Origin of the sequence: Streptomyces sp. NPDC048370 (genome assembly GCF_043200825.1) — a bacterium.
Lineage (GTDB): Bacteria > Actinomycetota > Actinomycetes > Streptomycetales > Streptomycetaceae > Streptomyces.
In genome coordinates, this window is record NZ_JBICYI010000007.1 from 15,342 (window position 1) to 39,149 (window position 23,808).

14 protein-coding genes are annotated in these 23,808 nt (G+C 71.7%); 5 read left to right on the forward strand and 9 right to left on the reverse strand.

The genetic code is table 11. The annotated features are described in order from the left end of the window. The first annotated feature begins 324 nt into the window (after positions 1-324). Entirely contained in the window at positions 325-3,126 is a 2,802-nt protein-coding gene (gene secA, locus ACGFYP_RS17130) for a preprotein translocase subunit SecA (RefSeq protein WP_393493548.1), read from the forward strand. A gap of 79 nt (positions 3,127-3,205) precedes the next feature. Here secA and ACGFYP_RS17135 read toward each other — a convergent pair whose 3' ends face one another. Continuing rightward, positions 3,206-3,805 carry an Rv3235 family protein gene (locus ACGFYP_RS17135; RefSeq protein WP_393493551.1) on the reverse strand — a complete coding sequence of 200 codons (600 nt, stop codon included), beginning with the start codon at positions 3,803-3,805 and terminating at the stop codon, positions 3,206-3,208. Positions 3,806-4,081: 276 nt separating this feature from the next. On the opposite strand from ACGFYP_RS17135, the gene ACGFYP_RS17140 reads away from it, so the two are divergent. Then, positions 4,082-4,588 carry a DUF6912 family protein gene (locus tag ACGFYP_RS17140; protein WP_393493553.1) on the forward strand — a complete coding sequence of 169 codons (507 nt, stop codon included), beginning with the start codon at positions 4,082-4,084 and terminating at the stop codon, positions 4,586-4,588. Positions 4,589-4,624: 36 nt separating this feature from the next. Then, positions 4,625-5,302, forward strand: coding sequence for an HAD family hydrolase (locus tag ACGFYP_RS17145; RefSeq protein WP_393493556.1), 678 nt, complete (start codon positions 4,625-4,627; stop codon positions 5,300-5,302). A 618-nt stretch (positions 5,303-5,920) separates the two neighbouring features. Here ACGFYP_RS17145 and ACGFYP_RS17150 read toward each other — a convergent pair. Further along, positions 5,921-6,475: a DJ-1/PfpI family protein gene (locus tag ACGFYP_RS17150; protein WP_361962512.1), complete on the reverse strand. Its 555-nt coding sequence runs from the start codon at positions 6,473-6,475 to the stop codon at positions 5,921-5,923. Between the two features lie 383 nt (positions 6,476-6,858). Between ACGFYP_RS17150 and ACGFYP_RS17155 the strand changes: the two genes are divergently transcribed. Next, entirely contained in the window at positions 6,859-11,850 is a 4,992-nt protein-coding gene (locus tag ACGFYP_RS17155; protein ID WP_393493560.1) for an NAD-glutamate dehydrogenase, read from the forward strand. 73 nt (positions 11,851-11,923) lie between these two features. On the opposite strand, the gene ACGFYP_RS17160 is transcribed toward ACGFYP_RS17155, so the two are convergent. From ACGFYP_RS17160 to ACGFYP_RS17170, 3 genes are read right to left on the reverse strand one after another with little or no spacing between them, the layout of a single operon-like run. After that, complete coding sequence (locus tag ACGFYP_RS17160) at positions 11,924-13,324, reverse strand: glycosyltransferase 87 family protein (RefSeq protein WP_393493563.1); 1,401 nt, start codon at positions 13,322-13,324, stop codon at positions 11,924-11,926. Positions 13,325-13,369: 45 nt separating this feature from the next. Then, on the reverse strand, positions 13,370-14,185 hold the full coding sequence (locus ACGFYP_RS17165) for an ABC transporter ATP-binding protein (protein ID WP_393493566.1): 816 nt from the start codon (positions 14,183-14,185) through the stop codon (positions 13,370-13,372). After that, positions 14,178-15,023: an ABC transporter permease gene (locus ACGFYP_RS17170; RefSeq protein ID WP_393494312.1), complete on the reverse strand. Its 846-nt coding sequence runs from the start codon at positions 15,021-15,023 to the stop codon at positions 14,178-14,180. The genes ACGFYP_RS17165 and ACGFYP_RS17170 overlap by 8 nt, the downstream gene beginning before the upstream one ends. A gap of 275 nt (positions 15,024-15,298) precedes the next feature. On the opposite strand from ACGFYP_RS17170, the gene ACGFYP_RS17175 reads away from it, so the two are divergent. Further along, complete coding sequence (locus tag ACGFYP_RS17175) at positions 15,299-15,904, forward strand: TetR/AcrR family transcriptional regulator (protein WP_393493569.1); 606 nt, start codon at positions 15,299-15,301, stop codon at positions 15,902-15,904. Between the two features lie 101 nt (positions 15,905-16,005). Here ACGFYP_RS17175 and ACGFYP_RS17180 read toward each other — a convergent pair whose 3' ends face one another. From ACGFYP_RS17180 to ACGFYP_RS17195, 4 genes are all read right to left on the reverse strand, one after another. Then, on the reverse strand, positions 16,006-16,953 hold the full coding sequence (locus tag ACGFYP_RS17180; RefSeq protein ID WP_393494314.1) for a carbohydrate ABC transporter permease: 948 nt from the start codon (positions 16,951-16,953) through the stop codon (positions 16,006-16,008). A gap of 53 nt (positions 16,954-17,006) precedes the next feature. Then, complete coding sequence (locus tag ACGFYP_RS17185; protein WP_393493572.1) at positions 17,007-18,323, reverse strand: carbohydrate ABC transporter permease; 1,317 nt, start codon at positions 18,321-18,323, stop codon at positions 17,007-17,009. A gap of 4 nt (positions 18,324-18,327) precedes the next feature. Next, a complete protein-coding gene (locus ACGFYP_RS17190; RefSeq protein ID WP_393493575.1) occupies positions 18,328-19,701 on the reverse strand; it encodes an ABC transporter substrate-binding protein in 1,374 nt (457 codons plus the stop codon). A gap of 124 nt (positions 19,702-19,825) precedes the next feature. Beyond that, the gene (locus tag ACGFYP_RS17195; RefSeq protein ID WP_393493578.1) at positions 19,826-23,386 is read right to left on the reverse strand and encodes an FHA domain-containing protein; all 3,561 of its coding nucleotides are present in this window, start codon (positions 23,384-23,386) and stop codon (positions 19,826-19,828) included. Positions 23,387-23,808 lie beyond the last annotated feature (422 nt).

Sequence of the window (23,808 nt, forward strand, 5' to 3'; positions counted from 1 at the left end):
GCGTGGGGCTGTGCATAGGGCTGTGCGTAGGGCTCGTGCGGGTTCCGGGCCCGGATTCCGGTCTGGATTCCGGCCCGTTTTCCGGGCCCTGGGCCCGGTCGGCGGGGAGTTTTGGAAGCGAACACTTTTCGGGCGCTGCGGCACCTTCGGCGCGTCTCGTGCGTTCTCATTCCGGGCAGCGGTGACGCTCCGGCCCTCGGGCCTCCCGACGCGGCGGCGGTCTCGCTTACGATGGCCGTTGCGGTGGGGACCACCTGCCGTGCCCGCGCCCGAGTCCATCACACGACCCAGTGCCAGGCCCGACCGGCAAGGAGACCAGCCTCAGTGTCCGTCTTCAACAAGCTCATGCGTGCAGGCGAAGGCAAGATCCTGCGCAAACTGCACCGCATCGCGGACCAGGTCAACTCCATCGAAGAGGACTTCGTCAACCTCTCCGACGCCGAGTTGCGGGCGCTCACCGATGAGTACAAGCAGCGGTACGCCGACGGTGAGAGCCTCGACGACCTGCTCCCCGAAGCCTTCGCGACCGTCCGCGAGGCCGCCAAGCGCGTCCTCGGCCAGCGTCACTACGACGTGCAGCTGATGGGCGGCGCCGCCCTCCACCTCGGCTATGTCGCCGAGATGAAGACCGGTGAGGGCAAGACCCTCGTCGGTACGCTCCCGGCCTATCTCAACGCGCTGTCCGGCAAGGGCGTCCACCTGATCACGGTGAACGACTACCTGGCCGAGCGTGACTCCGAGATGATGGGGCGCGTCCACAAGTTCCTGGGCCTGCAGGTCGGCTGCATCCTGGCCAACATGACGCCGGCCCAGCGTCGCGAGCAGTACGCCTGCGACATCACGTACGGCACGAACAACGAGTTCGGCTTCGACTACCTGCGCGACAACATGGCGTGGTCCAAGGACGAGCTCGTCCAGCGCGGCCACAACTACGCCTGCGTCGACGAGGTCGACTCGATCCTGGTCGACGAGGCCCGTACGCCGCTGATCATCTCCGGCCCGGCCGACCAGGCCACGAAGTGGTACGGCGACTTCGCCAAGCTCGTCACCCGCCTCACCCGCGGCGAGGCCGGCAACCCGCTCAAGGGCATCGAGGAGACCGGCGACTACGAGGTCGACGAGAAGAAGCGGACCGTCGGCATCCACGAGTCCGGCGTCGCCAAGGTCGAGGACTGGCTGGGCATCGACAACCTCTACGAGTCGGTGAACACCCCGCTCGTCGGTTACCTGAACAACGCCATCAAGGCCAAGGAACTGTTCAAGAAGGACAAGGACTACGTCGTCATGGACGGCGAAGTCATGATCGTCGACGAGCACACCGGCCGTATCCTCGCCGGCCGCCGCTACAACGAGGGCATGCACCAGGCGATCGAGGCGAAGGAAGGGGTGGACATCAAGGACGAGAACCAGACGCTCGCCACGATCACCCTGCAGAACTTCTTCCGCCTCTACGACAAGCTCTCCGGCATGACCGGTACGGCCATGACCGAGGCCGCCGAGTTCCACCAGATCTACAAGCTCGGCGTCGTCCCGATCCCGACGAACAGGCCGATGATCCGCAAGGACCAGTCGGACCTGATCTACCGGACCGAGGTCGCCAAGTTCGCCGCCGTCGTCGACGACATCGCGGAGAAGCACGAGAAGGGCCAGCCGATCCTCGTCGGTACGACGTCGGTCGAGAAGTCCGAGTACCTCTCGCAGCAGCTCTCCAAGCGCGGCATCCAGCACGAGGTGCTCAACGCCAAGCAGCATGACCGTGAGGCCACGATCGTCGCCCAGGCGGGCCGCAAGGGCGCCGTCACCGTCGCCACGAACATGGCCGGTCGAGGCACCGACATCAAGCTCGGCGGCAACCCGGACGACCTCGCCGAGGCCGAGCTGCGCCAGCAGGGCCTGGACCCGGTCGAGCACGTCGAGGAGTGGGCCGCGGCCCTCCCCGCCGCCCTGGAGCGCGCCGAGAAGGCCGTGAAGGCGGAGTTCGAGGAGGTCAAGGACCTCGGCGGGCTGTACGTGCTCGGCACCGAGCGCCACGAGTCGCGCCGTATCGACAACCAGCTGCGTGGTCGTTCCGGCCGTCAGGGCGACCCGGGCGAGTCCCGTTTCTACCTCTCCCTCGGCGACGACCTGATGCGCCTGTTCAAGGCCCAGATGGTCGAGCGCGTCATGGCCATGGCCAATGTGCCGGACGACGTGCCGATCGAGAACAAGATGGTCACGCGCGCCATCGCCTCCGCGCAGTCCCAGGTCGAGACCCAGAACTTCGAGACGCGTAAGAACGTCCTGAAGTACGACGAGGTCCTCAACCGGCAGCGTGAGGTCATCTACGGCGAGCGCCGCCGCGTCCTGGAGGGCGAGGACCTGCACGAGCAGATCCAGCACTTCATGGACGACACGATCGACGACTACATCCGCCAGGAGACCGCCGAGGGCTTCGCGGAGGAGTGGGACCTCGACCGGCTCTGGAACGCGTTCAAGCAGCTGTACCCGGTGAAGGTGACCGTGGACGAGCTGGAGGACGCGGCCGGTGACCGCGCGGGCATCACCGCCGAGTTCATCGGCGAGTCCGTCAAGGACGACATCCACGAGCAGTACGCCGCCCGTGAGAAGTCGCTCGGCTCGGACATCATGCGCGAGCTGGAGCGCCGCGTGGTCCTCTCCGTGCTCGACCGTAAGTGGCGCGAGCACCTCTACGAGATGGACTACCTGCAGGAGGGCATCGGCCTGCGCGCGATGGCCCAGAAGGACCCGCTGGTCGAGTACCAGCGCGAGGGCTTCGACATGTTCACCGCGATGATGGAGGGCATCAAGGAGGAGTCCGTCGGCTACCTGTTCAACCTGGAGGTCCAGGTCGAGCAGCAGGTCGAGGAGGTCCCGGTGCAGGACGCGGCGCCTTCCCTCACCAAGGACGCGGTGCCGGCCGGGCGCCCGGAGATCCGCGCGAAGGGCCTGGAGGCCCCGCAGCGTCCGGACCGGCTGCACTTCACCGCGCCGAAGGTGGACGGTGACGGCAGCGTCGTCGAGGGCGACTTCGTGAGCGAGGACGCCTCGGCCGGCGGTGACGGTCTGACGCGTGCGGAGCGCCGCAAGGCGCAGAAGAGCACGGGCGGGCGTCGCCGGAAGAAGTAACCCCTGTGGGGGAACCCCTTGTGGGGTAGGAGGGGCCGGGCACCTGAGGGTGGTCGGCCCCTTCGGCTTGGGTGGGGCTTCATGGGTGGGTTGGCTGGGTCGGTCGCGTCGGTCGCGTCGGTCGCGTCGGTTGGGTCGGCACGCGCGCGTGGAGGCCGCTGTCCAGACGGAGGCCGTCCAGCTCCACGGCGGCGCAGCGCCAGCGGCGGTCGGCGCCGAGCTCCAGCCTGAAGGCCATGGCGCGTACGCCCCGGCCCGTCGCGACGCTGGCGAAGGCCTCCAGGACGCCCGCGGTGGGCTGGGCCCGGCAGCTGCGGAGTACGGGGCGGATGCCGTGACCCCCGAAGGGGGTCGTGGGGGCGAGCTGGACCAGCTGCTCGTACGCCTCTCCCACGGTCTGGCCCAGCATCCAGTGAACGGGCCGCTGACCGCTCAGGACGAGCAGCAGGCGCTCGGCGAAGTAGGCGTGCGTGGGGACGACGCGTGGAGCCGTACGGGCGCGTGGAGCGGCCGTTCCTGGGCGCGCTCCGGCCGAGCCGCGCGGGCTGGTGCCGGCGGGGCCGCGTGGGGCCGAGCGGGGGCGTGGGGTCCGGGGGCGGGTGGTGGCGGCGGGTGCGGTGGTGGTGGGTGTGGCTGTGGTGCGTGTGGTGGGCGTGGTGGGCGTGGTGGTGGTGTTCATGGCTTGTCCCCGTTCCCTCGCGCCCGGTGATCTACCAGGCAGTAACTTCTGTCGGGGATCTTGTACGGGGACGGTTCGCGGCGTCGCAAGGCGGCGGCGACCGCTGGGCGGGCCTTCGGCAGGTTCACCTATCAGGGTGACGCGGGGGGCCTACTGGTCTGTCGGGGTGGGGTCAGGGGATCCCTCGGGTGGACCGACGAGACGGCGGCCTGGAGACCCCGAAGGGGTACTCCGCACGTATCCTGAGGGCGTTTCCGACTACGAAAGCGGCCAGCCATGCGCGTGTACGTCCCCCTGACCCTCCCCGGTCTCGCACAGGCGCACAAGGCGGGCGAGCTGGGCCCCGGTCCGCTGACCGCCTACGCCGTCACCCCCGCGCTGCGCGAGTGGTACGTCTCCGACGACATCGAGGAGCTCGAGTACGCGGCGCTCAGCCGGGCCGCCGCCGCGTCGCTGCGGCTGCTCGCCGGGGACCCCTCGGCCGCGCGGCGCCGGATCGTCGTCGCCGTCGACGTACCGGACAAGGAGGCCGTCGTCGACCCTGACCGCGGGCTCGACGCCGGCTCGCTGGGCGAGGTCCGTATCGCCGGAGCCGTACCGCTGGCCAAGGCCGCTGCCGTGCACGCCGACGCGGACGACGCGGAGGCGGACGTCTCGGCGGCGGCGGACGCGCTGGGCGCGGCGGACCAGGGGGACGACGACGCCCAGTTCACGGTGGACGGGGCGGAGGACCACGAGCTGCTCTGGTTCGGGGTGCAGGAGATTCCGGGGCTGCTCGGCTGACTCCTGCGTGTCGGTGCGGGCCGGTACCGTCTTTGCATGGGGAAGCACGGGAAGCACCTGGTCTGGGACTGGAACGGCACGCTGCTCGACGACATCGAGGCGGTCATCGGCGCGACGAACGCCGCCTTCGCCGAGCTGGGGCTCGAGCCGATCACACTCGCGCGGTACCGGGAGCTGTACACGGTGCCGGTGCCGAAGTTCTACGAGCGGCTGATGGGGCGGCTGCCCACGGATGCCGAGTGGGTGGTGATGGACGACGCGTTCCATCGGCACTACTGGCAGCGGGCCGAGGCGTGCGGGCTGACCACCGGGGCGGCGGAGCTGCTGGCCGCGCGGCAGGCGTCCGGGTTCACGCAGTCGCTGCTCTCGCTGGCTCCGCACGCGGAGCTGGTGCCTCTGGTGCGTCGGCACGGGATCGAGGAGCGGTTCGTCCGGGTGGACGGGCGGATCGGGGCGTCGACGGAGGGGAAGTCGGCGCACATGGTGCGGCACCTCGAGGCGCTGTCGGCGTTGGGTGGCGGCCTGCCCGTGCTCGCTGAGCGGGTGGTCGTCATCGGGGACGCGGCCGACGATGCGCGGGCGGCGGCGTATGTGGGGGCGCGGGCGGTGCTGTACACCGGGGGGTCGCACAGCCGGGCGTCTTTGGAGGCGGCGGGGGTGCCGGTCGTCGACTCGCTCGCGGAGGCGGTGGCTGTCGCGGAGGAGCTGGTCTAGGGGCGGGGCGGCTGCGGGCCGATGGGGGTGCGCCCGGCCTTTGGTCGGGCTTGTTGTTCCCGCCCGCACCGAGCGTGCGGCATGGATGGCAGAGGTGCGGGTCTTCCCGTGGGTGGTGTCGGCGCCGTCGGCGGCCGCGGGCCGGTACGGGGCGCAGTTCCGGGGGCGGCGGCGGGGGTTCGTCAAGGGTGCCGGGTTGCCGAAGTGGCGTGGCGCGCTGGCCAGAGTGTCAAAGTTCGGGGTTTGTGTTTGTACACATACTGCTCATGACGGGTCCCGGGAGGCGAGCGGTAGGCTCGTCACTGCGGCTCAACGGGCTTGTACCCAAGGTGTGTTGAGCGTTCGAAGCCCCCTGGACGTGGCGAAGGGAGATCCGGAAGAGGCCTCAGCTTGCCGGCCGGCCTCTCCTGTGGATCTCCCCTCGCGTGCCAACGGGGGCACCCCCTGTTGCGAGGAGAGTGGTTCCCTTGGCGTCTCACGACGGTATCTCAGACAGGCCCCCGGACGGCAGCCGTGCTTTGGCGTCGTTCGCCGTATCTGTGGGGCTCTGCGGGTGGCGGTGAGCGTCCGCCGGTGAGGAGGGTCGGGCGCGGGTCCCGCCCGCGCCTGCCCGCTGCCTCAGCCCGCCGCCCGCAGCACCTTCAGGAACTCGCGCATCCACGTCGGGTGGTCCGGCCAGGCTCGGGAGGAGACCAGGGTGCCGTCGACCACCGCCTCCGTGTCCTGGAAGGTCGCGCCCGCGGCCTGCATGTCCAGTTCCAGGGCCGGGTACGCCGTGACCCTGCGGCCCTCCAGGCCGCCGATCGCCGCCGTCAGGAGCGGGCCGTGGCAGATCTGCGCCACCGGCTTGTCCGCGTCGAAGAAGGACTTCAGGATCTTGCGGAGCTCGGGGTCGTTGCGCAGGTACTCCGGTGCCCGGCCGCCCGGGATCACCACCGCCACGTAGTCGCCCGGGTCCACCTCCGAGAACGCCAGGTCGGCGGGCCAGGAGTACCCCGGCTTCTCCGTGTACGTGTCGTAGCCCGGCTCGAAGTCATGCACCACGAACCTCAGCTGCTTGCGCGCCGGGGCCGCGATGTGGACGTCGTACCCCTCCTCCAGAAGCCGCTGGTAGGGGTACATCACCTCCAGCGACTCCGCCGCGTCCCCGGTCACGATCAAGATCTTTGCCATGGTCACTCCCGGCTCTCGGATCTCGGTTCCTGCCCCAGGACACTGTGTCGCTGTCCATAACGTCAAACTTCCACCCCTGCTTTTGTACACATACGGACCATGACGGCCGGGGGGTGTGGGGCGATAGGCTTTTCCCGTGATCAGCGCGATACGCCGAGGGGGCAGCGAAGCCCCCGGCCATCGCCCGGAGCGCTTCCGCGGCCGGGCCGACATGGCGTTCGCCGACTCTCACGGCCCGGGCGCGGCGCCAGAAATGGCTGATATCCGCTCGGGCATCTCCCATTGCGGCATAACGTTGACTCCGACCGGTATCACCGCGTCGTGGCGTTGTGTCCTTTCTTCCACCGACGTCACGCAATGGCGCGCGACAGGAGCCAGAGGACATGCAGACCAAGCTGGACGAAGCCAAGGCCGAGCTGCTCGCACGGGCCGCCCGGGTAGCTGAGACCGGCCCGGTCGGGGGGCAACTTCCGACAGGGCCCGAGAACGGAAAGCGCCCGGACGGCGACACCGTGCTCGACTACCTCCAGCGCTACTACCTGCACACCGCGCCCGAGGACCTCACCGACCGCGACCCGGTGGACGTCTTCGGCGCCGCTCTCTCGCACTACCGGCTCGCGGAGAACCGCCCCCAGGGCACCGCGAACGTCCGCGTCCACACCCCGACGGTCGAGGAGAACGGCTGGACCTGCAGCCACTCCGTCGTCGAGGTCGTCACCGACGACATGCCCTTCCTCGTCGACTCCGTGACGAACGAGCTGTCGCGCCAGGGGCGTGGCATCCACGTCGTCATCCACCCGCAGGTCCTCGTCCGCCGCGATCTCACCGGCAAGCTCATCGAGGTCCTCACCACCGAGCCCAAGGGCGACCTGCCCCACGACGCGCTCGTCGAGTCCTGGATCCACGTCGAGATCGACCGCGAGACCGACCGCGCCGACCTCAAGCAGATCACCACCGACCTGCTCCGCGTCCTCTCCGACGTCCGCGAGACCGTCGAGGACTGGGAGAAGATGCGCGACGCCGCGCTGCGCATCGCCGAGGAGCTCCCGAACGAGCCCACCGCCGACGACCTGCGCCCCACCGAGGTCGAAGAGGCCCGCGAGCTGCTGCGCTGGCTCGCCGCCGACCACTTCACCTTCCTCGGCTTCCGCGAGTACGAGCTGGTCAACGGTGACGCGCTGGCCGCCGTCCCGGGCACGGGGCTCGGCGTCCTGCGCTCCGACCCGCACCACAGCGGTGGGGACGAGAACCACGCCCACCCCGTCTCGCCGTCCTTCAGCCGGCTGCCCGCCGACGCCCGCGCCAAGGCGCGCGAGCACAAGCTGCTGATCCTCACCAAGGCCAACAGCCGATCCACCGTGCACCGGCCCTCCTACCTCGACTACGTCGGCGTCAAGAAGTTCGACGAGTCGGGGAACGTCGTCGGTGAGCGACGGTTCCTCGGGCTGTTCTCCTCGGCCGCCTACACCGAGTCCGTCCGTCGCGTTCCCGTCATCAGCCGCAAGGTCCAGGAAGTCCTCGACGGCGCCGGCTTCTCGCCGAACAGCCACGACGGCCGCGACCTGCTCCAGATCCTGGAGACGTACCCCCGCGACGAGCTCTTCCAGACCCCGCCGGACGAGCTGCGCGAGATCGTCACCAGCGTCCTGTACCTGCAGGAACGGCGCCGGCTGCGGCTCTACCTGCGCCAGGAGGAGTACGGCCGCTTCTACTCGGCCCTCGTCTACCTGCCGCGCGACCGCTTCAACACCACCGTCCGCGAGCGCCTCACCGACATCCTCAAGGAGGAGCTCGACGGGACCAGCGTCGACTTCACCCTGATGAGCACCGAGTCCGTGCTCACCCGGCTCCACTTCGTCGTCCGTGTCGCCCCCGGCACCGAGCTGACCCCGCTCACCGACGCCGACAAGGACCGCATCGAGGCCCGGCTCGTCGAGGCCGCCCGCTCCTGGGCCGACGGCTTCGCCGAGGCCCTCAACGCCGAGTTCGGCGAGGAGCGCGCCGCCGAGCTGCTGCGCAAGTACGGCAACGCCTTCCCCGAGGGCTACAAGGCCGACCACTCGCCGCGCGCCGCCGTCTCCGACCTGGTCCACCTGGAGCAGCTGAGCCGCAGCGACAAGGAGTTCGCGCTCTCGCTGTACGAGCCGGTCGGCTCCGCCCCCGGCGAGCGCCGCTTCAAGATCTACAAGTCCGGCGACCAGATCTCCCTCTCCGCCGTGCTCCCGGTGCTCAACCGGCTCGGCGTCGAGGTCATCGACGAGCGTCCGTACGAGCTGCGCTGCTCCGACCGTACGCACGCCTGGGTCTACGACTTCGGCATGCGGATGCCCGCCCCGACCACCAACGGCCAGTCGTTCTCCGACGACGCCCGCGAGCGGTTCCAGGAGGCGTTCGCCGCGACCTGGACCGGCGAGGCCGAGAACGACGGCTTCAACGCGCTGGTGCTCTCCGCCGGTCTGAGCTGGCGGCAGGCCATGGTGCTGCGCGCCTACGCCAAGTACCTGCGCCAGGCCGGTTCGACGTTCAGCCAGGACTACATGGAGGACACCCTCCGCAACAACGTCCACACCACCCGGCTGCTCGTCTCCCTCTTCGAGGCCCGGATGGCCCCGGAGCGCCAGCGGGCCGGCGTCGAGCTGATCGACGCGCTCCTCGAAGAGCTGGACGCCGCCCTCGACCAGGTCGCGAGCCTGGACGAGGACCGCATCCTGCGCTCCTTCCTCACCGTCATCAAGGCGACCCTGCGGACGAACTTCTTCCAGAGCGCCAGCGAGGGAAGCGGCAAGGGGGGCCAGACCACCGCGGAGGGCGTCCCGCACTCCTACGTGTCGATGAAGTTCGACCCGCAGGCCATCCCCGACCTGCCCGCGCCCCGCCCGGCGTACGAGATCTGGGTGTACTCGCCGCGTGTCGAGGGCGTCCACCTGCGCTTCGGCAAGGTCGCCCGAGGCGGCCTGCGCTGGTCCGACCGGCGTGAGGACTTCCGTACCGAGATCCTCGGCCTGGTCAAGGCGCAGATGGTGAAGAACACCGTCATCGTGCCCGTCGGCGCCAAGGGCGGCTTCGTCGCCAAGCAGCTCCCGGACCCGTCCGTGGACCGCGACGCCTGGCTCGCCGAGGGCATCGCCAGCTACAAGACCTTCATCTCGGCGCTGCTCGACATCACCGACAACCTGGTCGCGGGCGAGGTCGTCCCGCCGGTCGACGTGGTCCGCCACGACGAGGACGACACCTACCTCGTCGTCGCCGCCGACAAGGGCACCGCGACCTTCTCCGACATCGCCAACGAGGTCGCCGTCTCCTACGGCTTCTGGCTCGGCGACGCCTTCGCCTCCGGCGGCTCCGCCGGTTACGACCACAAGGGCATGGGCATCACCGCGCGCGGCGCCTGGGAGTCCGTCAAGCGGCACTTCCGCGAGCTCGGCCACGACACCCAGACCCAGGACTTCACCGTCGTCGGCGTCGGCGACATGTCCGGCGACGTCTTCGGCAACGGCATGCTCCTGAGCGAGCACATCCGGCTCGTCGCGGCCTTCGACCACCGGCACATCTTCATCGACCCCAACCCGGACGCGGCCGTCTCGTACGCCGAGCGGCGCCGCCTCTTCGAGCTGCCCCGCAGCTCCTGGGCCGACTACGACACCGAGCTGCTCTCCGCGGGCGGCGGCATCCACCCCCGTACCGCCAAGTCGATCCCGGTCAACGCGCAGATGCGCGCGGCCCTCGGCATCGAGGCCGGCGTCACCAAGATGACCCCGGCCGAGCTGATGCAGGCGGTCCTCCACTCGCCCGTCGACCTGCTGTGGAACGGCGGCATCGGTACGTACGTCAAGTCGTCCGCCGAGTCGAACGCGGACGTCGGCGACAAGGCGAACGACGCCATCCGCGTCAACGGCGAGGACCTGCGCGTCAAGGTCGTCGGCGAGGGCGGCAACCTCGGTCTGACCCAGCTCGGCCGCATCGAGTTCGCCCGCAAGGGCGGCCCCGAGGGCGAGGGCGGCAAGGTCAACACCGACGCCATCGACAACAGCGCCGGCGTGGACACCTCCGACCACGAGGTCAACATCAAGATCCTGCTCAACGGGCTCGTCTCCGAGGGGGACATGACCGTCAAGCAGCGCAACAAGATCCTCGCCGAGATGACCGACGAGGTCGGCGCGCTCGTCCTGCGCAACAACTACGCGCAGAACGTGGCCCTGGCCAACGCCGTCGCCCAGTCGCCGTCCCTGCTCCACGCCCACCAGCGCTTCATGCGCCGCCTGGGCCGCGACGGGGCCCTGGACCGCTCGCTGGAGTTCCTGCCCAACGACCGGCAGATCCGCGAGCTGCTCAACAACGGCAAGGGCCTGAGCCAGCCGGAGCTCGCCGTCCTCCTCGCGTACACCAAGATCACGGTGGCCGACGAGCTGATCCACACCGAGCTGCCGGACGACCCGTACCTGCGCGGGCTGCTCCACGCGTACTTCCCGACGCAGCTGCGCGAGAAGTTCGCCGACGCGGTGGACAACCACGCGCTGCGCCGCGAGATCGTCACCACGGTCCTGGTCAACGACACCGTCAACACCGGTGGCTCGACCTTCCTGCACCGCCTCCGCGAGGAGACCGGCGCGTCGATCGAGGAGATCGTCCGCGCGCAGACCGCCGCCCGCGCCATCTTCCGGCTCGGCGAGGTCTGGGACGCCGTCGAGGCGCTCGACAACGAGGTCCCTGCCGACGTCCAGACCCGGATGCGGCTGCACTCCCGCCGGCTGGTCGAGCGCGGTACGCGCTGGCTGCTCGGCAACCGTCCGCAGCCGCTCCAGCTCGCCGAGACCATCGAGTTCTTCGCCGAGCGGGTGGAGGAGGTCTGGGCGAAGCTCCCGCAGCTGCTGCGCGGCGCGGACCTGGACTGGTACAAGTCGATCCTGGGCGAGCTGACCGAGGTCGGCGTGCCGGAGGAGCTCGCCCTGCGGGTCGCCGGCTTCTCCTCCGCCTTCCCGACGCTCGACATCGTCGCGATCGCCGACCGCACCGACAAGGACCCGCTGGCCGTCGCCGAGGTCTACTACGACCTGGCCGACCGGCTGCGGATCACCCAGCTCATGGACCGCATCATCGAGCTGCCGCGCGCCGACCGGTGGCAGTCGATGGCTCGCGCCTCCATCCGCGAGGACCTCTTCGCCGCGCACGCCGCCCTCACGGCGGACGTGCTCTCGGCGGGCAACGGGACCTCGATGCCGGAGGAGCGGTTCAAGGCCTGGGAGCAGAAGAACGCGGCGATCCTCAGCCGGGCGCGCACCACGCTGGAGGAGATCCAGGGCTCGGAGACCTTCGACCTGGCGAACCTGTCGGTGGCGATGCGGACGATGCGGCAGCTGCTGCGGACGCACAGCTAGCCGGCAAGCGTTCGGTACGCGTGTGAGTGGGCCCCGTCGGATTTTCCGGTGGGGCCCACTCACGTCCCGCGTCTCATGCCTTCGTCACCTTCCACAGGCGGCGCGCCGCCAGCAGGGCCGCCGTGAGCAGCAGCGCGTTGCGGAGCACCATGACGGTCAGGCCCTCCCAGGAGCCGGCCACCACCTCGTCGTAGAGGACCGGGTACGCCAGTGAGCTGAGCCCGGCCGCGGGCAGGAGCAGCAGCGCGACCGGCCGCATCACGGTCCGGCGCGAGGTCAGACAGACGGCGGCGAGGCCGAGCAGCCAGATCATGTACTGCGGGCTGATCACCCGGCTGGTGACCGTGAAGAGCAGGACGGCGGCGAGCGCCGCGTCCAGCGGGGTCGCCTCGTTCCAGGTGCGCGCCCGTAGGCGCCAGACCAGCAGCCAGACGAAGGCCAGGGCGGTCAGGAGCAGTGCCACCCGGCCCACGCTGGAGACGTACGGGCCGACGTACTCGAAGGCGCCGTAGCGGTACTGGACCTGGCCCGGCCAGATGCCGGCCGCCCGCGCGAGCGAGAGCGCGGTACCGCCGAGCGACTCGATCTGGATGCCCCGGCTGCCCTGCTGGCGCAGGAAGCCGAGTGACTGGGAGAAGCAGAGCGCGAGGGTCGCGAGGAGCACGGCGACGGTCGCGGCGGCGGCGATCCAGGCGTCGCGGGTGGTACGTCCGCGGGGCGTGCCGATCAGGGTCAGCACCGGCCACACCTTGACCAGCGCGCCGAGCCCGGCGAGGGCGCCGCCGATCCGGTGTCCCGCGGCCGAGCGGGAGGCGACCGCGAGCAGGCCGAGCACGGCGAGGGCGGTGACCTGGACGTCGTACCGGGCGAGGGGGATGTGCAGGAGGAGGGGGAGCCCGGCGACCCAGACCCAGGCGCCGTGCGTGACGCGGCTGCTGTCGGCACGGGCGAGGGCCAGGGTGACGGCGGCGTCGGCGAGGAGGGTGAGGGCGACGAAGGCCTGGAAGTACGTGAGCCAGGGCAGCACGCCGGGGGACATGATGACCAGTCCGGCGCCGGGCGGGTACTGCCAGGTGACGTCGTCCACGGGGAAGGTGCCCTGGGCGAACTGGCGGTACCAGATCTGGTAGAGCACGTACACCTCGCGGCCCACCCCGCCGACGCCCAGGCTGTCGCGCAGCAGGAGCAGCAGCATGCCCGCGCGGGTGAGGGACCAGACGACGGCGAGGGCGAGGGCGGGGCCGCGGCCGACGTTGACGAAGGTCGCGGCGGTGAAGGTGTCCGACTCGAAGGGGGAGCTGGTGAGGGCGGGGGGCGCGGGGGCGCAGTTGGACGTGTCGGTGGCCCGCTCGGATCCGGGGGCGGCGTCGAGGGAGGATCCCGGGTCGGTTCCGGGAGCGGCGCCCGGGCCGGATCCGGGGTCGGATCGAGGGTCGGGCTGTGGCTGAGGGGTGCGGTCGCGATGCGTCGTCATCGAAACCGCACTCTATTGCGGTCTGGGGGTATTTCAGGTGTTTTGTCAGCCCTTCTTGGTGAACGCCTCGTACTCCGCCACCACCTCCTTCGCCGGACCGTCCATCCGCAGGGTCCCCGCCTCCAGCCACAGCGCCCGGTCGCAGGTCTGGGTGATCGTCGAGTTGGAGTGGGAGACGAGGAAGACGGTGCCCGCCTCGGCGCGCAGCTCGTCGATCCGCTCCTGGCTGCGGCGGCGGAACCGGGCGTCGCCCGTGGAGAGCGCCTCGTCGATCAGCAGCACGTCGTGGCTCTTGGCCGCCGCGATGGAGAAGCGGAGGCGGGCGCCCATGCCGGAGGAGTACGTCCGCATGGGCAGCGAGATGAAGTCGCCCTTCTCGTTGATCCCGGAGAAGTCCACGATGTCGTCGTAGCGGGCCTCGATCTCCCCGCGCGTCATGCCCATCGCGAGCCCGCCGAGCATCACGTTGCGCTCGCCGGTCAGGTCGTTCATCAGGGCCGCGTTCACGCCGAGCAGGGAGGGCTGGCCCCGGGTGTAGATGCTGCCCTGGTTGACGGGCAGCAGGCCTGCGACGGCCTTGAGGAGGGTGGACTTCCCCGAACCGTTCGAACCGATCAGGCCGATCGCCTCGCCCCGGTACGCGGCGAAGCTGACGCCCTTGACCGCGTGGACCTTGCGGGCGCCGGGTGTGGCGCGGCGCGCGAAGATCCGGTTGAGCGCGGCGGTGGCGCTGCCCTTGCCGGTACGCGCGCCGTTGACGGTGTACGTGATGTGGACGCCGTCGGCGACGACGGTGGGTTCCCGTTCCTGGGGCTGCGGCGGTGTGTGCGTCGGCGTCTTCGTCAGGGTCTGTTCAGCCACGGCCGTACGTCTCCTCTGCCTTCCAGAAGTAGATGAACCCGCCCGCGAAGGCCACCAGCGCCCACCCGGCGGCCAGCGCCCAGACGTGGGGCGGCAGTTGGCCGGCGGTGAAGCTCTCGATCAGCGCGAAGCGCATCAGGTCGATGTAGACGCTCGCCGGATTGCACTGGAGCGCCGTGACCACAAGGTCCGGGAGTCGGCCGCTCCGCGCCAGGTGGTCGAGCGACCACATGACACCGGAGACGTACATCCAGGTGCGCAGCAGGAAGGGCATCAGCTGGGCGATGTCCGGGGTGCGGGCGGCCAGCCGGGCCATGACGAGCGCGACACCGGCGTTGAAGAGTGCCTGCAGGAACAGCGCGGGGACGGCGAGCAGCCAGCTCGGGCGAGGGAACTCGCCGAAGCAGAACAGGATCCCGACCAGCGCGGCGAGCGAGAGCACCAGCTGCTGGAGCTGCTGCAGCGCGAGGGCGAGCGGGAGGCTCGCGCGGGGGAAGTGCAGGGCGCGGACGAGGCCGAGGTTCCCGCTGATGGCGCGGGTGCCGGTCATGATCGACTGGGAGGTGAAGGTCCAGACGAAGACGCCCGTGATCAGGAACGGGACGTAGTCGGGGATGCCCTCCTGGACGTTCATCAGAACGCCGAAGATCAAGTAGTAGACCGCCGCGTTGAGCAGCGGGGTCATCAGCTGCCAGAGCTGGCCGAGCTTCGCGTTGCTGTACTGGGCCGTGAGCCGGGCGGTCGCGAACGCGGTGATGAACGCGCGGCGGGACCAGAGCTGCCGGACGTACGCGGGGAGGCTCGGGCGGGCGCCGCTGACCGACAGGCCGTGGCGCAGGGCGAGCGCCCGGAGGTCCTCCGGGGCGGCCGTGGGGGTGTCCGTCGCGGTGGCCGTCGGGGTGTCCGCGAAGGCCCGGGGAGCGGACCCGGAGTCGGGTTTCGTGAGCGTCTCGGTGGTCACGAGGTCGCTTTCGACGAGGGCGGCATGGGCGTGGGGCGCATCGACGATGGAACGGGTCCGTATCGTCGCTACGGGGAGAGTAGGACGGACGTACGTCGCAACGCAACCGTTCCGTCGTGACGTCGGTGTGGCCGTTGGCTAGGATCCCGCTCATGACGCCACCTCCCGGACCCCCCCGCCGCGCCCCCGCGGGAGCCGCCGTGCTCCGGGAGGACGTGACCGAGGCCATCCGCGCCGCCGTCTTCGACGAGCTGGCGGCCGTCGGATTCGCCCGGATGTCCATCGAGGGCATCGCGCGCCGCGCGGGGGTCGGCAAGACCGCCGTCTACCGCCGCTGGAAGTCCAAGCTCTCGCTCGTCCTCGACCTGCTCGGCGCCTTCGCGACGCAGGGGCTGCCGGCCCCGGCGACCGGTTCGCTGTACGGGGACGTCCGAGCGCTCCTCGAAGTCGCCTCGCACGCCCTGCGCCACCCGGTGGCCTCCCAGGTCATCCCGGACCTGCTGGTGGAGGCCGCGCGGCAGCCGGAGATCGCCCAGGCGATCAAGGCCGCGCTGCTCGACAGCCAGCAGGGCGTCGTGGCGCAGATCGTCCGCGAGGCCGTGGCGCGCGGCGAACTGTCGGAGGACGCCGACCCGGACCGGGCCCTCGACCTGGTCGTCGGCCCGCTCTACTGGCGGCTCGTGGTGGTGCGCGGCGAGCTGCCGAAGGGGTACGTGGACGACCTCGCGCGCTCGGCTGTGGCGGCGCTCAAGGCGTAGGGCCGCCGCAGGGGTCGGGGGACGCGGGGGCGGGGCACGCGGGGGTCGGGGCGCGCGGGCGTGCCGCTTGGGCCCGGACCCTCCCCTTCCCCCACGCCCGGTTACTTCACCGCCCCCGCCATCACCCCCGACACGAACTGCCGCTGGAAGGCGAAGAAGACCGCCAGCGGGATCAGCATCGACAGGAACGCGCCGGGCGCGAGCACGTCGATGTTGTTCCCGAACTGCCGGACCTGCTGCTGCAGCGCCACCGTGATCGGCGGCGACTCGGAGTCCGCGAAGATCAGCGCGACCAGCATGTCGTTCCAGACCCACAGGAACTGGAAGATGCCGAGCGAGGCGATCGCCGGCCCGCCGAGCGGCATGACGACCCGTGTGAAGAGCCGGATCTCGCCGGCCCCGTCCAGCCGGGCCGCCTCAAGGAGCTCCTTCGGGATCTCCGCGAAGAAGTTCCGTAGCAGGAAGATCGCGAAGGGCAGCCCGAAGGCGGTGTGGAAGAGCACGACCCCGAGGGTCGTCTCGAAGATGCCGATCGTCCCGAACAGCTTCGACACCGGAATGAGCGCGACCTGTACCGGGACCACCAGCAGCCCCACGACCACCAGGAACCACCAGTCGCGGCCGGGGAAGTCCAGCCAGGCGAAGGCGTACCCGGCGAGGGAGCCGATGACGAGGACGAGCAGCGTGGCCGGGACGGTGATGAGGACGGTGGAGAGGAGGGAGCGGGTGATGGTCTCGTTGGCGAGGAGCGCGGAGTAGTTCTCGACGGTCAGCTGGGCGGGGGAGCCGAAGACCTGCCACCAGCCGCTCTCGCTGATGTCGGTGGGGCCGCGGAGGGAGGAGAGCAGCAGTCCGACCGTCGGCATCAGCCAGAAGAGGGCGACGAGGACGAGGAAGACCCGCATGCCGCCACCGGCGGCCTGCGAGGCGAGGCGCGCGCCGAGCCCGGCGGACGGCCGTGAGGCCGAGCCCCCGGCACGCGGCCGCGCCGCCTGTCCGGCGACCGGCGCGGCCGGCCCGGAGCCGCGCCCCTGCGGCCCCGAGCCGATTCCGGTGGCGGGCGGCGCCGACGATCGTTCGGCCGGTCCGAAGTCGGGGGATGTCACCTGCGGGCCTCCCTTCGCATCCGGCGGATGTTGAACGCCATCACCGGGATCACCAGCAGGAGCAGCAGTACGGCGATGGCTGAGCCCACCCCGAGATCCGCGTCCGTCCCGAACGACGAGCGGTACAGCTGCAGCGCGAGCACGTTCGCGTCGTCCTGCGCCGAGCCCGGCGCGATGATGAACACCAGGTCGAAGATCTTCAGCACGTTGATCATCAGGGTCACCAGGACGACGGCGAGGACCGGCGCGAGGAGCGGCACGGTGATCCGGCGGAAGACCTGCCACTCGTTCGCCCCGTCGACCCGGGCCGCCTCCATCAGCTCCCGCGGCACGCTCGCGAGGCCGGCCGCGATCAGGACCATCGCGAACCCGGCCCACATCCACACGTAACTGCCGATGATCGCCGGTGTGACGAGCGAGGGGCCCAGCCACTCCACCCCGTTGTACTGCTCGCGGAAATTGCTCGCGGGCAGCCGCAGGAGGGCGCCGTCGGCGGAGGCCGGGAGGCTGAACGAGCCGTCGGCCGCCGCCCGTGTCGTGGCCACCACCGTCCCGTCCTTCACCGCCTCGATCCGCAGCCCCTTGAGGCCGACCTCCTTCGGGTCGACGGCGTTCGGCTTTCCGCCACCGCCCCGGGTGAAGTCCAGCCAGGCCGTGCCGGTGATCCCGCCACCCTGCCCGGACGCCGCTTCCGGCTCGTGCGCCGGCCGGGCGTCCCCCGGCATCTGCGCGGGCGGTACGCCGATCAACGGGAGCCGTACCGCCTCTCCGGTACGGACCGGGGTCTTCGTGACGTACGCGCCGCCGCCCGCCTTCTCGAGCGGATGCACCGGCAACGGGCGGGCCCGGGGGAAGCCTGAGGACTCGGCGAAGGTGTCGTGGACGCCGACCCAGACGGCGTTGGCCACGCCGCGGTCCGGGTCCTGCTCGTACACGAGCCGGAAGATGATCCCGGCCGCCAGCATCGAGATCGCCATGGGCATGAAGACGATCAGCTTGAACGCCGTACCCCAGCGCACCCGTTCGGTGAGCACCGCGAAGATCAGGCCGAGGGCGGTCGCGACGGCCGGGGCGACGACCGCCCAGATCGCGTTGTTCTTGACGGCGGTGAGGATCGTTTCGTCGGTGAAGAGGGCGATGTAGTTGTCGAGGCCCACGAAGGAGTCCCCGGAGCTGTCGAAGAACGAGCGCTGGACGGAGTACCCGATCGGATAGACGACGAGCGCGCCGAGCAGCACCAGGGCGGGGAGGAGGAACCCCGCCGCGACCGTCCTGCGCGTGCCGGTGACCCGGGCACCGGAGGCGGAGGCCACGGCGTCAGCTCTTGTACGCCTTGGCGGCGTCGGCCTCGAGCCGCGCCTGGGTACCCGCGATGTCCTTCGGGTTCTTCAGGAAGTCCTGCAGCGCCTTCCACTCGCCCTTGCCGGGCGTGCCGCCGAAGGACTGCGGCATCTGGTCCGACATGTCGAAGCGGAAGTCGTCCCCGGCCTCCAGGAGCGCCTTGGCGATCTCGCGCTGGACGTCGTTCGGGTACGCGGTCAGGTTCAGGTTCTTGTTGGGGGAGAGGAAGCCGCCCGCGCCCGCCCAGATCGCGGCCGCGTCAGGCGAGGCGAGGAAGGTCAGCAGGGCCTGGGCGCCCTTGGTGTCCTTCAGGGCCACCGCCGCGTCGCCGGCCGTGACGACCGGGGATTCCGCGCCCACCGCGGGGAACGGGAACACCTTCGCGTCCGTACCGATCTTCGCGCTGGTCTGCGCGATGTTGACGGCGGAGAAGTCACCCTCGAAGACCATCGCGCCCTTGGGCTGGTCGCCGCCGGTGAAGGTCTGGGTGACCGAGACGGGGAACTCCGTCTGCAGCGCGCCGTCCGCGCCGCCCGCGATCAGCTCCGGCTTGCCGAACAGCTCGGCGAGGGTGGTGAGCGCCTGGGTGACGGAGGCGTCCGTCCACTTGATCTCGTGCTTGGCGAGCTGGTCGTACTTGGCCGGGCCCGCCTGGGACAGGTAGATGTTCTCGAACCAGTCGGTGAGCGTCCAGCCGTCCGCGCCGCCGACGGAGACCGGGGTGACGCCGGAGGACGAGATCGTCTCTGCGGTGGTCAGGAACTCCTTCCAGGTCGTGGGCTCGGTGGCGCCCGCGTTCTCGAAGGCGGCGTTGTTGTACCAGATCAGGGACTTGTTGGCGGCCTTGAAGTACACGCCGTACTGGGTGCCGTCGACCGCGCCGAGGTCCCGCCAGCCCTGTGAGTAGTTCTTGGCGAGCTGCGCCTCGGCCTCGGGGCCGACCGGCTTGAGCCACTTCTGGGCGGCGGCCTGCTGGATCGCGCCGACCTGGGGGAGCATCGCGATGTCGGGCGGGGAGCCGCCGGCGATCTTCGTGCCGAGGAAGTTCACGATCGGGTCCTGGGCGGGCACGAAGGTGACGGTGGCGCCGGTCCGCTTCTCGAACTCCTTCAGGACCTTGGTGAAGTTCTCCTGCTCGGGGCCGGTCCAGACGGCCGCGACCTCGATCTTCTCGCCCTTGAGCGAGGGCAGGGCGAGGGAGCTTCCGGAGGCCGCGGGCGGGCCGGGTTCCTTCGCGCCCTTGTCCTTGTCCCCGCCGTCGCCGCAGCCGGCGAGGGCGAGTCCGAGCGTGAGTGCGGTGACCGTGGCCATGGTCCGTGCGGCCCTGCGTGTACGAAGAGTTGTACGCATTTCTGCCCCGTCTCTCCTGTGCGCGGTGCGTGTCCCGTGCGCTCAGGTCTACGCCGGGGGCCCGGGCCCCGCAATACCGCCTTCCGTGGCAATCGGGGGATCGTGATGGGCTCGTGACGTGCCGTCAGGTGCGGGTCGCGGGGGTGAGGGGGGAGATCGGGGTGGCGTCGAGGGAGCGCGCGGCACGGTCGAGCGCGCTGGCGAGGAGCGCCAGGTCGGTCGGGCCGTTGCCGAGTTCGCGGACGGGTCTGCGGGTGGGTGGGTCGCCCATTCGCTCCCACTCCAGCGGGACGACGGTCGGCCGGAGCGTCGCCGTGCGCGGGATGCGGCCGGTGACCCGCCCGGCCTGGAACGGGGTGACCCGGCCGTCCGGGTGCCCGAGCCGTCCCCGGCCGGGCGCGGGGTCGTCGGGACCCGGCGCGGCGGGGGCCGCGTCGAGCACGATCCGCAGCCGGGCGCCGTGGGCCAGCTCCGTGTCGGCCGTACGGTCGGGGCGCGCCGAGGTCGCGACCAGGTGCACCCCGAGGCGCGCTCCGCCGCGTGCGACGGCTTCCAGGGCCCGTACGACGGACCCGGCGGCGGGCCGCCCGGGGGAACCGAGCGCGGGCGCGACGAGCGCGTCGAAGTCGTCGACCAGGACGACGAGCCGGGGGAGCGCGGCGGCCTCGTCGCCCGCCTCGCCCCACACCTGTCGTGCGTCCGACTCTTCGCCGGACCGTGTCACCCGCCCGGAGCTCCGCTCCACGAGGTCGTCGGCACCGCCGAGGCGTTGGACCCGCCCGCTGGGCCGGTCGGTGAGGTCGCCGGAGCCGGGGTGGGGTGTGCGCCCGCTCGGGCGGTACGTGAGGTCCTCGGCGCCCGCGCCCGGGCGGGGCGTCCGTCCGCCGGTGCGGTCGGTGAGGTCGCCGGAGCCGGGGTGGGGCGTCCGTGCGCTGGGGAGGTACGTGAGTTCGTCCGAGCCGGGGCGGGGCGTCCGGCCGCCGGCGCGGTCCCCGACGGTGCCGTCGCCCGCGTCGGCCGTCCGCGGGGTCCGGCCCCCGGCGAGGTACGCGAGGTCGTCCGTGCCCGGGCGGTCGCCCACCGTGCCCTCGCCCGTGCGGAGGGTGCGGCCGATCGGGCGGTCGGCCGGTTCGCCCGCGCGGGCGTCCGGGATCCGGGCCGTCGCGCGGCCGCCCGGCGCCAGGGACTCCGCCGCGCTCGGCGCGCGCTGGCCGATCATGCGGGCCGCCTGGCGGTCCGTGAAGTGCCCGTCGCCCAGGATCTCCGCCCGGCGCTTCAGCTCCGCGCCCAGCGCCTGGGCGAACTCCCGCATCCGCACCGGGTCGGACGCCACGAGATGCTCGGTGACGTGCGGCAGCTCCGTACACGCGGCGAGCCCGTCGCCGCGCTCACCGCCCGCGCCGTCCACAAGGAGCAGCCCCAGGCGGTCCGGGCGGCCGCCGGCCGCCAAGGACGCCGCGATCGAGCGCAACAGCTCCGTGCGCCCGCTGCCCGCGGGCCCCTCGATCAGCAGATGCGGCCCTTCCTCCGTCAGGTCGACGGAGACCGGCCCGCGCGGCCCGGCGCCCAGGACGGCCGTACCGTCCCCGGCCGCGGCCCACCGCGCCAACAGCGAGGCGGGCGTCGCCCGGGCCAGACCCAGCTCGTCGAGGAGTCGCGCGGACCGGGGCAGCGCCGTCGCGGCCGTCCGACCCCGCGCCGCGGGGGCGTCCGTACGCAGCGGTGCGAGCGCCCGTCCGAAACGCTCCGCCCAGGCCACCGACACCGCGTCCACCACGCCCACGGTCCCGTGGCCCGCCGCCCGGCCCCCCGCCGTACGCAGCAGCCGCAGCGCCGTCGCCACGTCGCCGCTCAGCAGGGCGACCGCCCCGCACTCGCGGAACGCGAGCGAGGCCGCGCACGCGCTCTCGTAGGTCGCCGCGACCGGGGAGACCGGCGACGCGGCCGGTGCCTCCGCCAGGCAGAGCAGGTGGATACCGGCGGCCGACCCCGCCCCCGCGAGCCGCGCGGTGGTCTCGCGCAGCGCCGCCGAACCGGGGTCGCCGTCCACGATCACGACCGTGACAGGGCCTTCGTACCGCGCCGCGGCCTCGGCGACCGTCGCGCGGTCGGCGCTCGGCCAGCCGGGCCCGAGCGGCCCGTCGTCGAGCCGCCGGGTCAGCTCCGCCGTACGGGCATGGGCCTGATCACGGTCGTACGCGAGGAGGAGGCGGCAGTCCTGACCGTGCGCCGGACGCAGGTGCGGGAGCCAGCCGAGCCAGCCCCAGGCCCGCCGCCGCTCCTCCAGGGAACGCCCACGGTCCGCGCTGATCAGCACGATCTCCAGGTCGGCCGGGGAGTGCAGGGCGGCCAGCTGGGCCACCACGGAGCGCGCGAGACCGGCAAGGCGGTCACCGGGGCCCGCGAGGCCGAGCGAACCGGCCTCCCGCAGCCCGACGGTGACGGGCACCCCGCACAGCTCCGCCCGGTCGGTCGTGCCGAGCCGGACGACGAGGGCCTCGGGATGGTCCGCCCCGCGCTCCCAGAGCCGGGGGCCGGGACCGAGCGCCGTGAGCAGCACGGCCGCCGGGTCGGGCCAGGTCTCGGCGGTCGGCGTCGCGGGACCGGCGGCCCGGTCCGCGCCCGGCCACGCACCCGCGTCCGCACCGCCCTCGCCACCGGGCCCCTGGGCCGGTACGTCCTCCCTGCCGCCGGTGAACCGGCGGGCCCAGGCTCCTATCCCGCGCCTGCCGCGCGGGGCCGTCGCCTGACGCTCGGTCTGCCGGGTCCTGCTGTGCCCCTCGCCGGGGCCCTCGCCGTCCGTGTCCGAGCCGAAGGGGGCGTGCGGGGGCGATTGCGGCGATTGCCGGGGTGATCCGGCGTCGTCGCCGTGCTCGTGGGCGTAGCCGTGGGCCTGGCCGTGGCCGTGGCTGTGGGCGGACGGGCCGCGGCCGTCGGAGGCCGCATCCGTGCCTGTTCCGTACGAGGACCCGGACCCGTACGAGGAACCGGACCCGGACGTCGCCCCGGGGACAGCCCCCGTCCCCGCGCCCCGCGTCAGCTCCACCCGCAGGTGGCCCTCGCCGTCCGGGGTCGTCGGGAGGGGGTCCTGACCGCCGTCCTCGGGGCCCGTCAGGCGGAGGGCGGATTCGCCGAGGCGCAGGAGGGCTCCCGGGGACAGGCGGACCGGGCGGTCGCCGACCGTCGCGCCGTCCAGCGTCGTGCCGTTCGTGGAGCCGAGGTCCGCGACCGTGACCCGGCCGTCGTCCCCGACCGTCACCGTGCAGTGCACCCGGGAGACGTCCGGGTCGTCCAGCGGGACGTCCGCGTCCATGGAACGGCCGATTCTGATCGGTCCGCGGTGCAGCAGGTGCACCCCGCCCGCGTCGGGCCCCGCGACCACATGGAGCCGGGCCGAGGCGTCCTCGCCCGGGCGGTCGTCCTCGCCGGGGACGTGGAGCGTGAGGATCGCGCCGTCGACCAGCGGGGGCTCTCCGAGCGAGCAGCGTCGCGCGTCGAGCCGCTCCCGGCCGGCGTACAGCACGGTGGAACCGGACAGGGACGTGTCCGGTCCCGAGACGGCCGCGGCGAGATTGGAGGCCACGGCGGCGAGGGCCGTCCCCGCCGGTGCGGTGAGGAGCACGTCGCAGGCGCGCCCGGCGCCGTGCCCGGCGTGCGGCGCGAGGACGGTCAGCCGGATCTGCATCGCCGTCAGCGGTCCCTTCTGCGCGTGTGCCCGGCAGGGGACCGCCCTGTGCCTCCCCCCACCCGGCACGGACGCGTCGTCCGGTACAGGTCGGCACGGCGCAGGGGGCTCCCGACCCGCTACGCGACGTGCTGTGTGCATCCTCGCACCTGCCACTGACAACCCGCCCGCGGGTCGCCTCCAAGTGATCTTGAATGGTCGGCTGTGGACCTAAAAGTGCCTGGTTGAGTACGCCTTCCGACCTCCGTGGCAACCACCGGTACGACAAGCGCGTCTTGTTTTCGGACAAGTCGGATGCCGGAATCAGCCGTCCCGGGGTCGACCGTTGACCCGATCGGCGGCACTAAAGTGGGTCGGACACCCGGACGGGTCACAACTCATCACAGGAACCCCGGGAACCCCAGGGCCACGATCAGCAGGGA

What these genes read in the sequence shown, in the direction of transcription:
- ACGFYP_RS17135 (WP_393493551.1), bottom strand. Translation starts at nt 3,805, where the DNA reads ATGAACACCACCACCACGCCCACCACGCCCACCACACGCACCACAGCC.
- ACGFYP_RS17140 (WP_393493553.1), top strand. Translation starts at nt 4,082, where the DNA reads ATGCGCGTGTACGTCCCCCTGACCCTCCCCGGTCTCGCACAGGCGCAC.
- ACGFYP_RS17145 (WP_393493556.1), top strand. Translation starts at nt 4,625, where the DNA reads ATGGGGAAGCACGGGAAGCACCTGGTCTGGGACTGGAACGGCACGCTG.
- ACGFYP_RS17150 (WP_361962512.1), bottom strand. Translation starts at nt 6,475, where the DNA reads ATGGCAAAGATCTTGATCGTGACCGGGGACGCGGCGGAGTCGCTGGAG.
- ACGFYP_RS17155 (WP_393493560.1), top strand. Translation starts at nt 6,859, where the DNA reads ATGCAGACCAAGCTGGACGAAGCCAAGGCCGAGCTGCTCGCACGGGCC.
- ACGFYP_RS17160 (WP_393493563.1), bottom strand. Translation starts at nt 13,324, where the DNA reads ATGACGACGCATCGCGACCGCACCCCTCAGCCACAGCCCGACCCTCGA.
- ACGFYP_RS17175 (WP_393493569.1), top strand. Translation starts at nt 15,299, where the DNA reads ATGACGCCACCTCCCGGACCCCCCCGCCGCGCCCCCGCGGGAGCCGCC.
- ACGFYP_RS17190 (WP_393493575.1), bottom strand. Translation starts at nt 19,701, where the DNA reads ATGCGTACAACTCTTCGTACACGCAGGGCCGCACGGACCATGGCCACG.
- ACGFYP_RS17195 (WP_393493578.1), bottom strand. Translation starts at nt 23,386, where the DNA reads ATGCAGATCCGGCTGACCGTCCTCGCGCCGCACGCCGGGCACGGCGCC.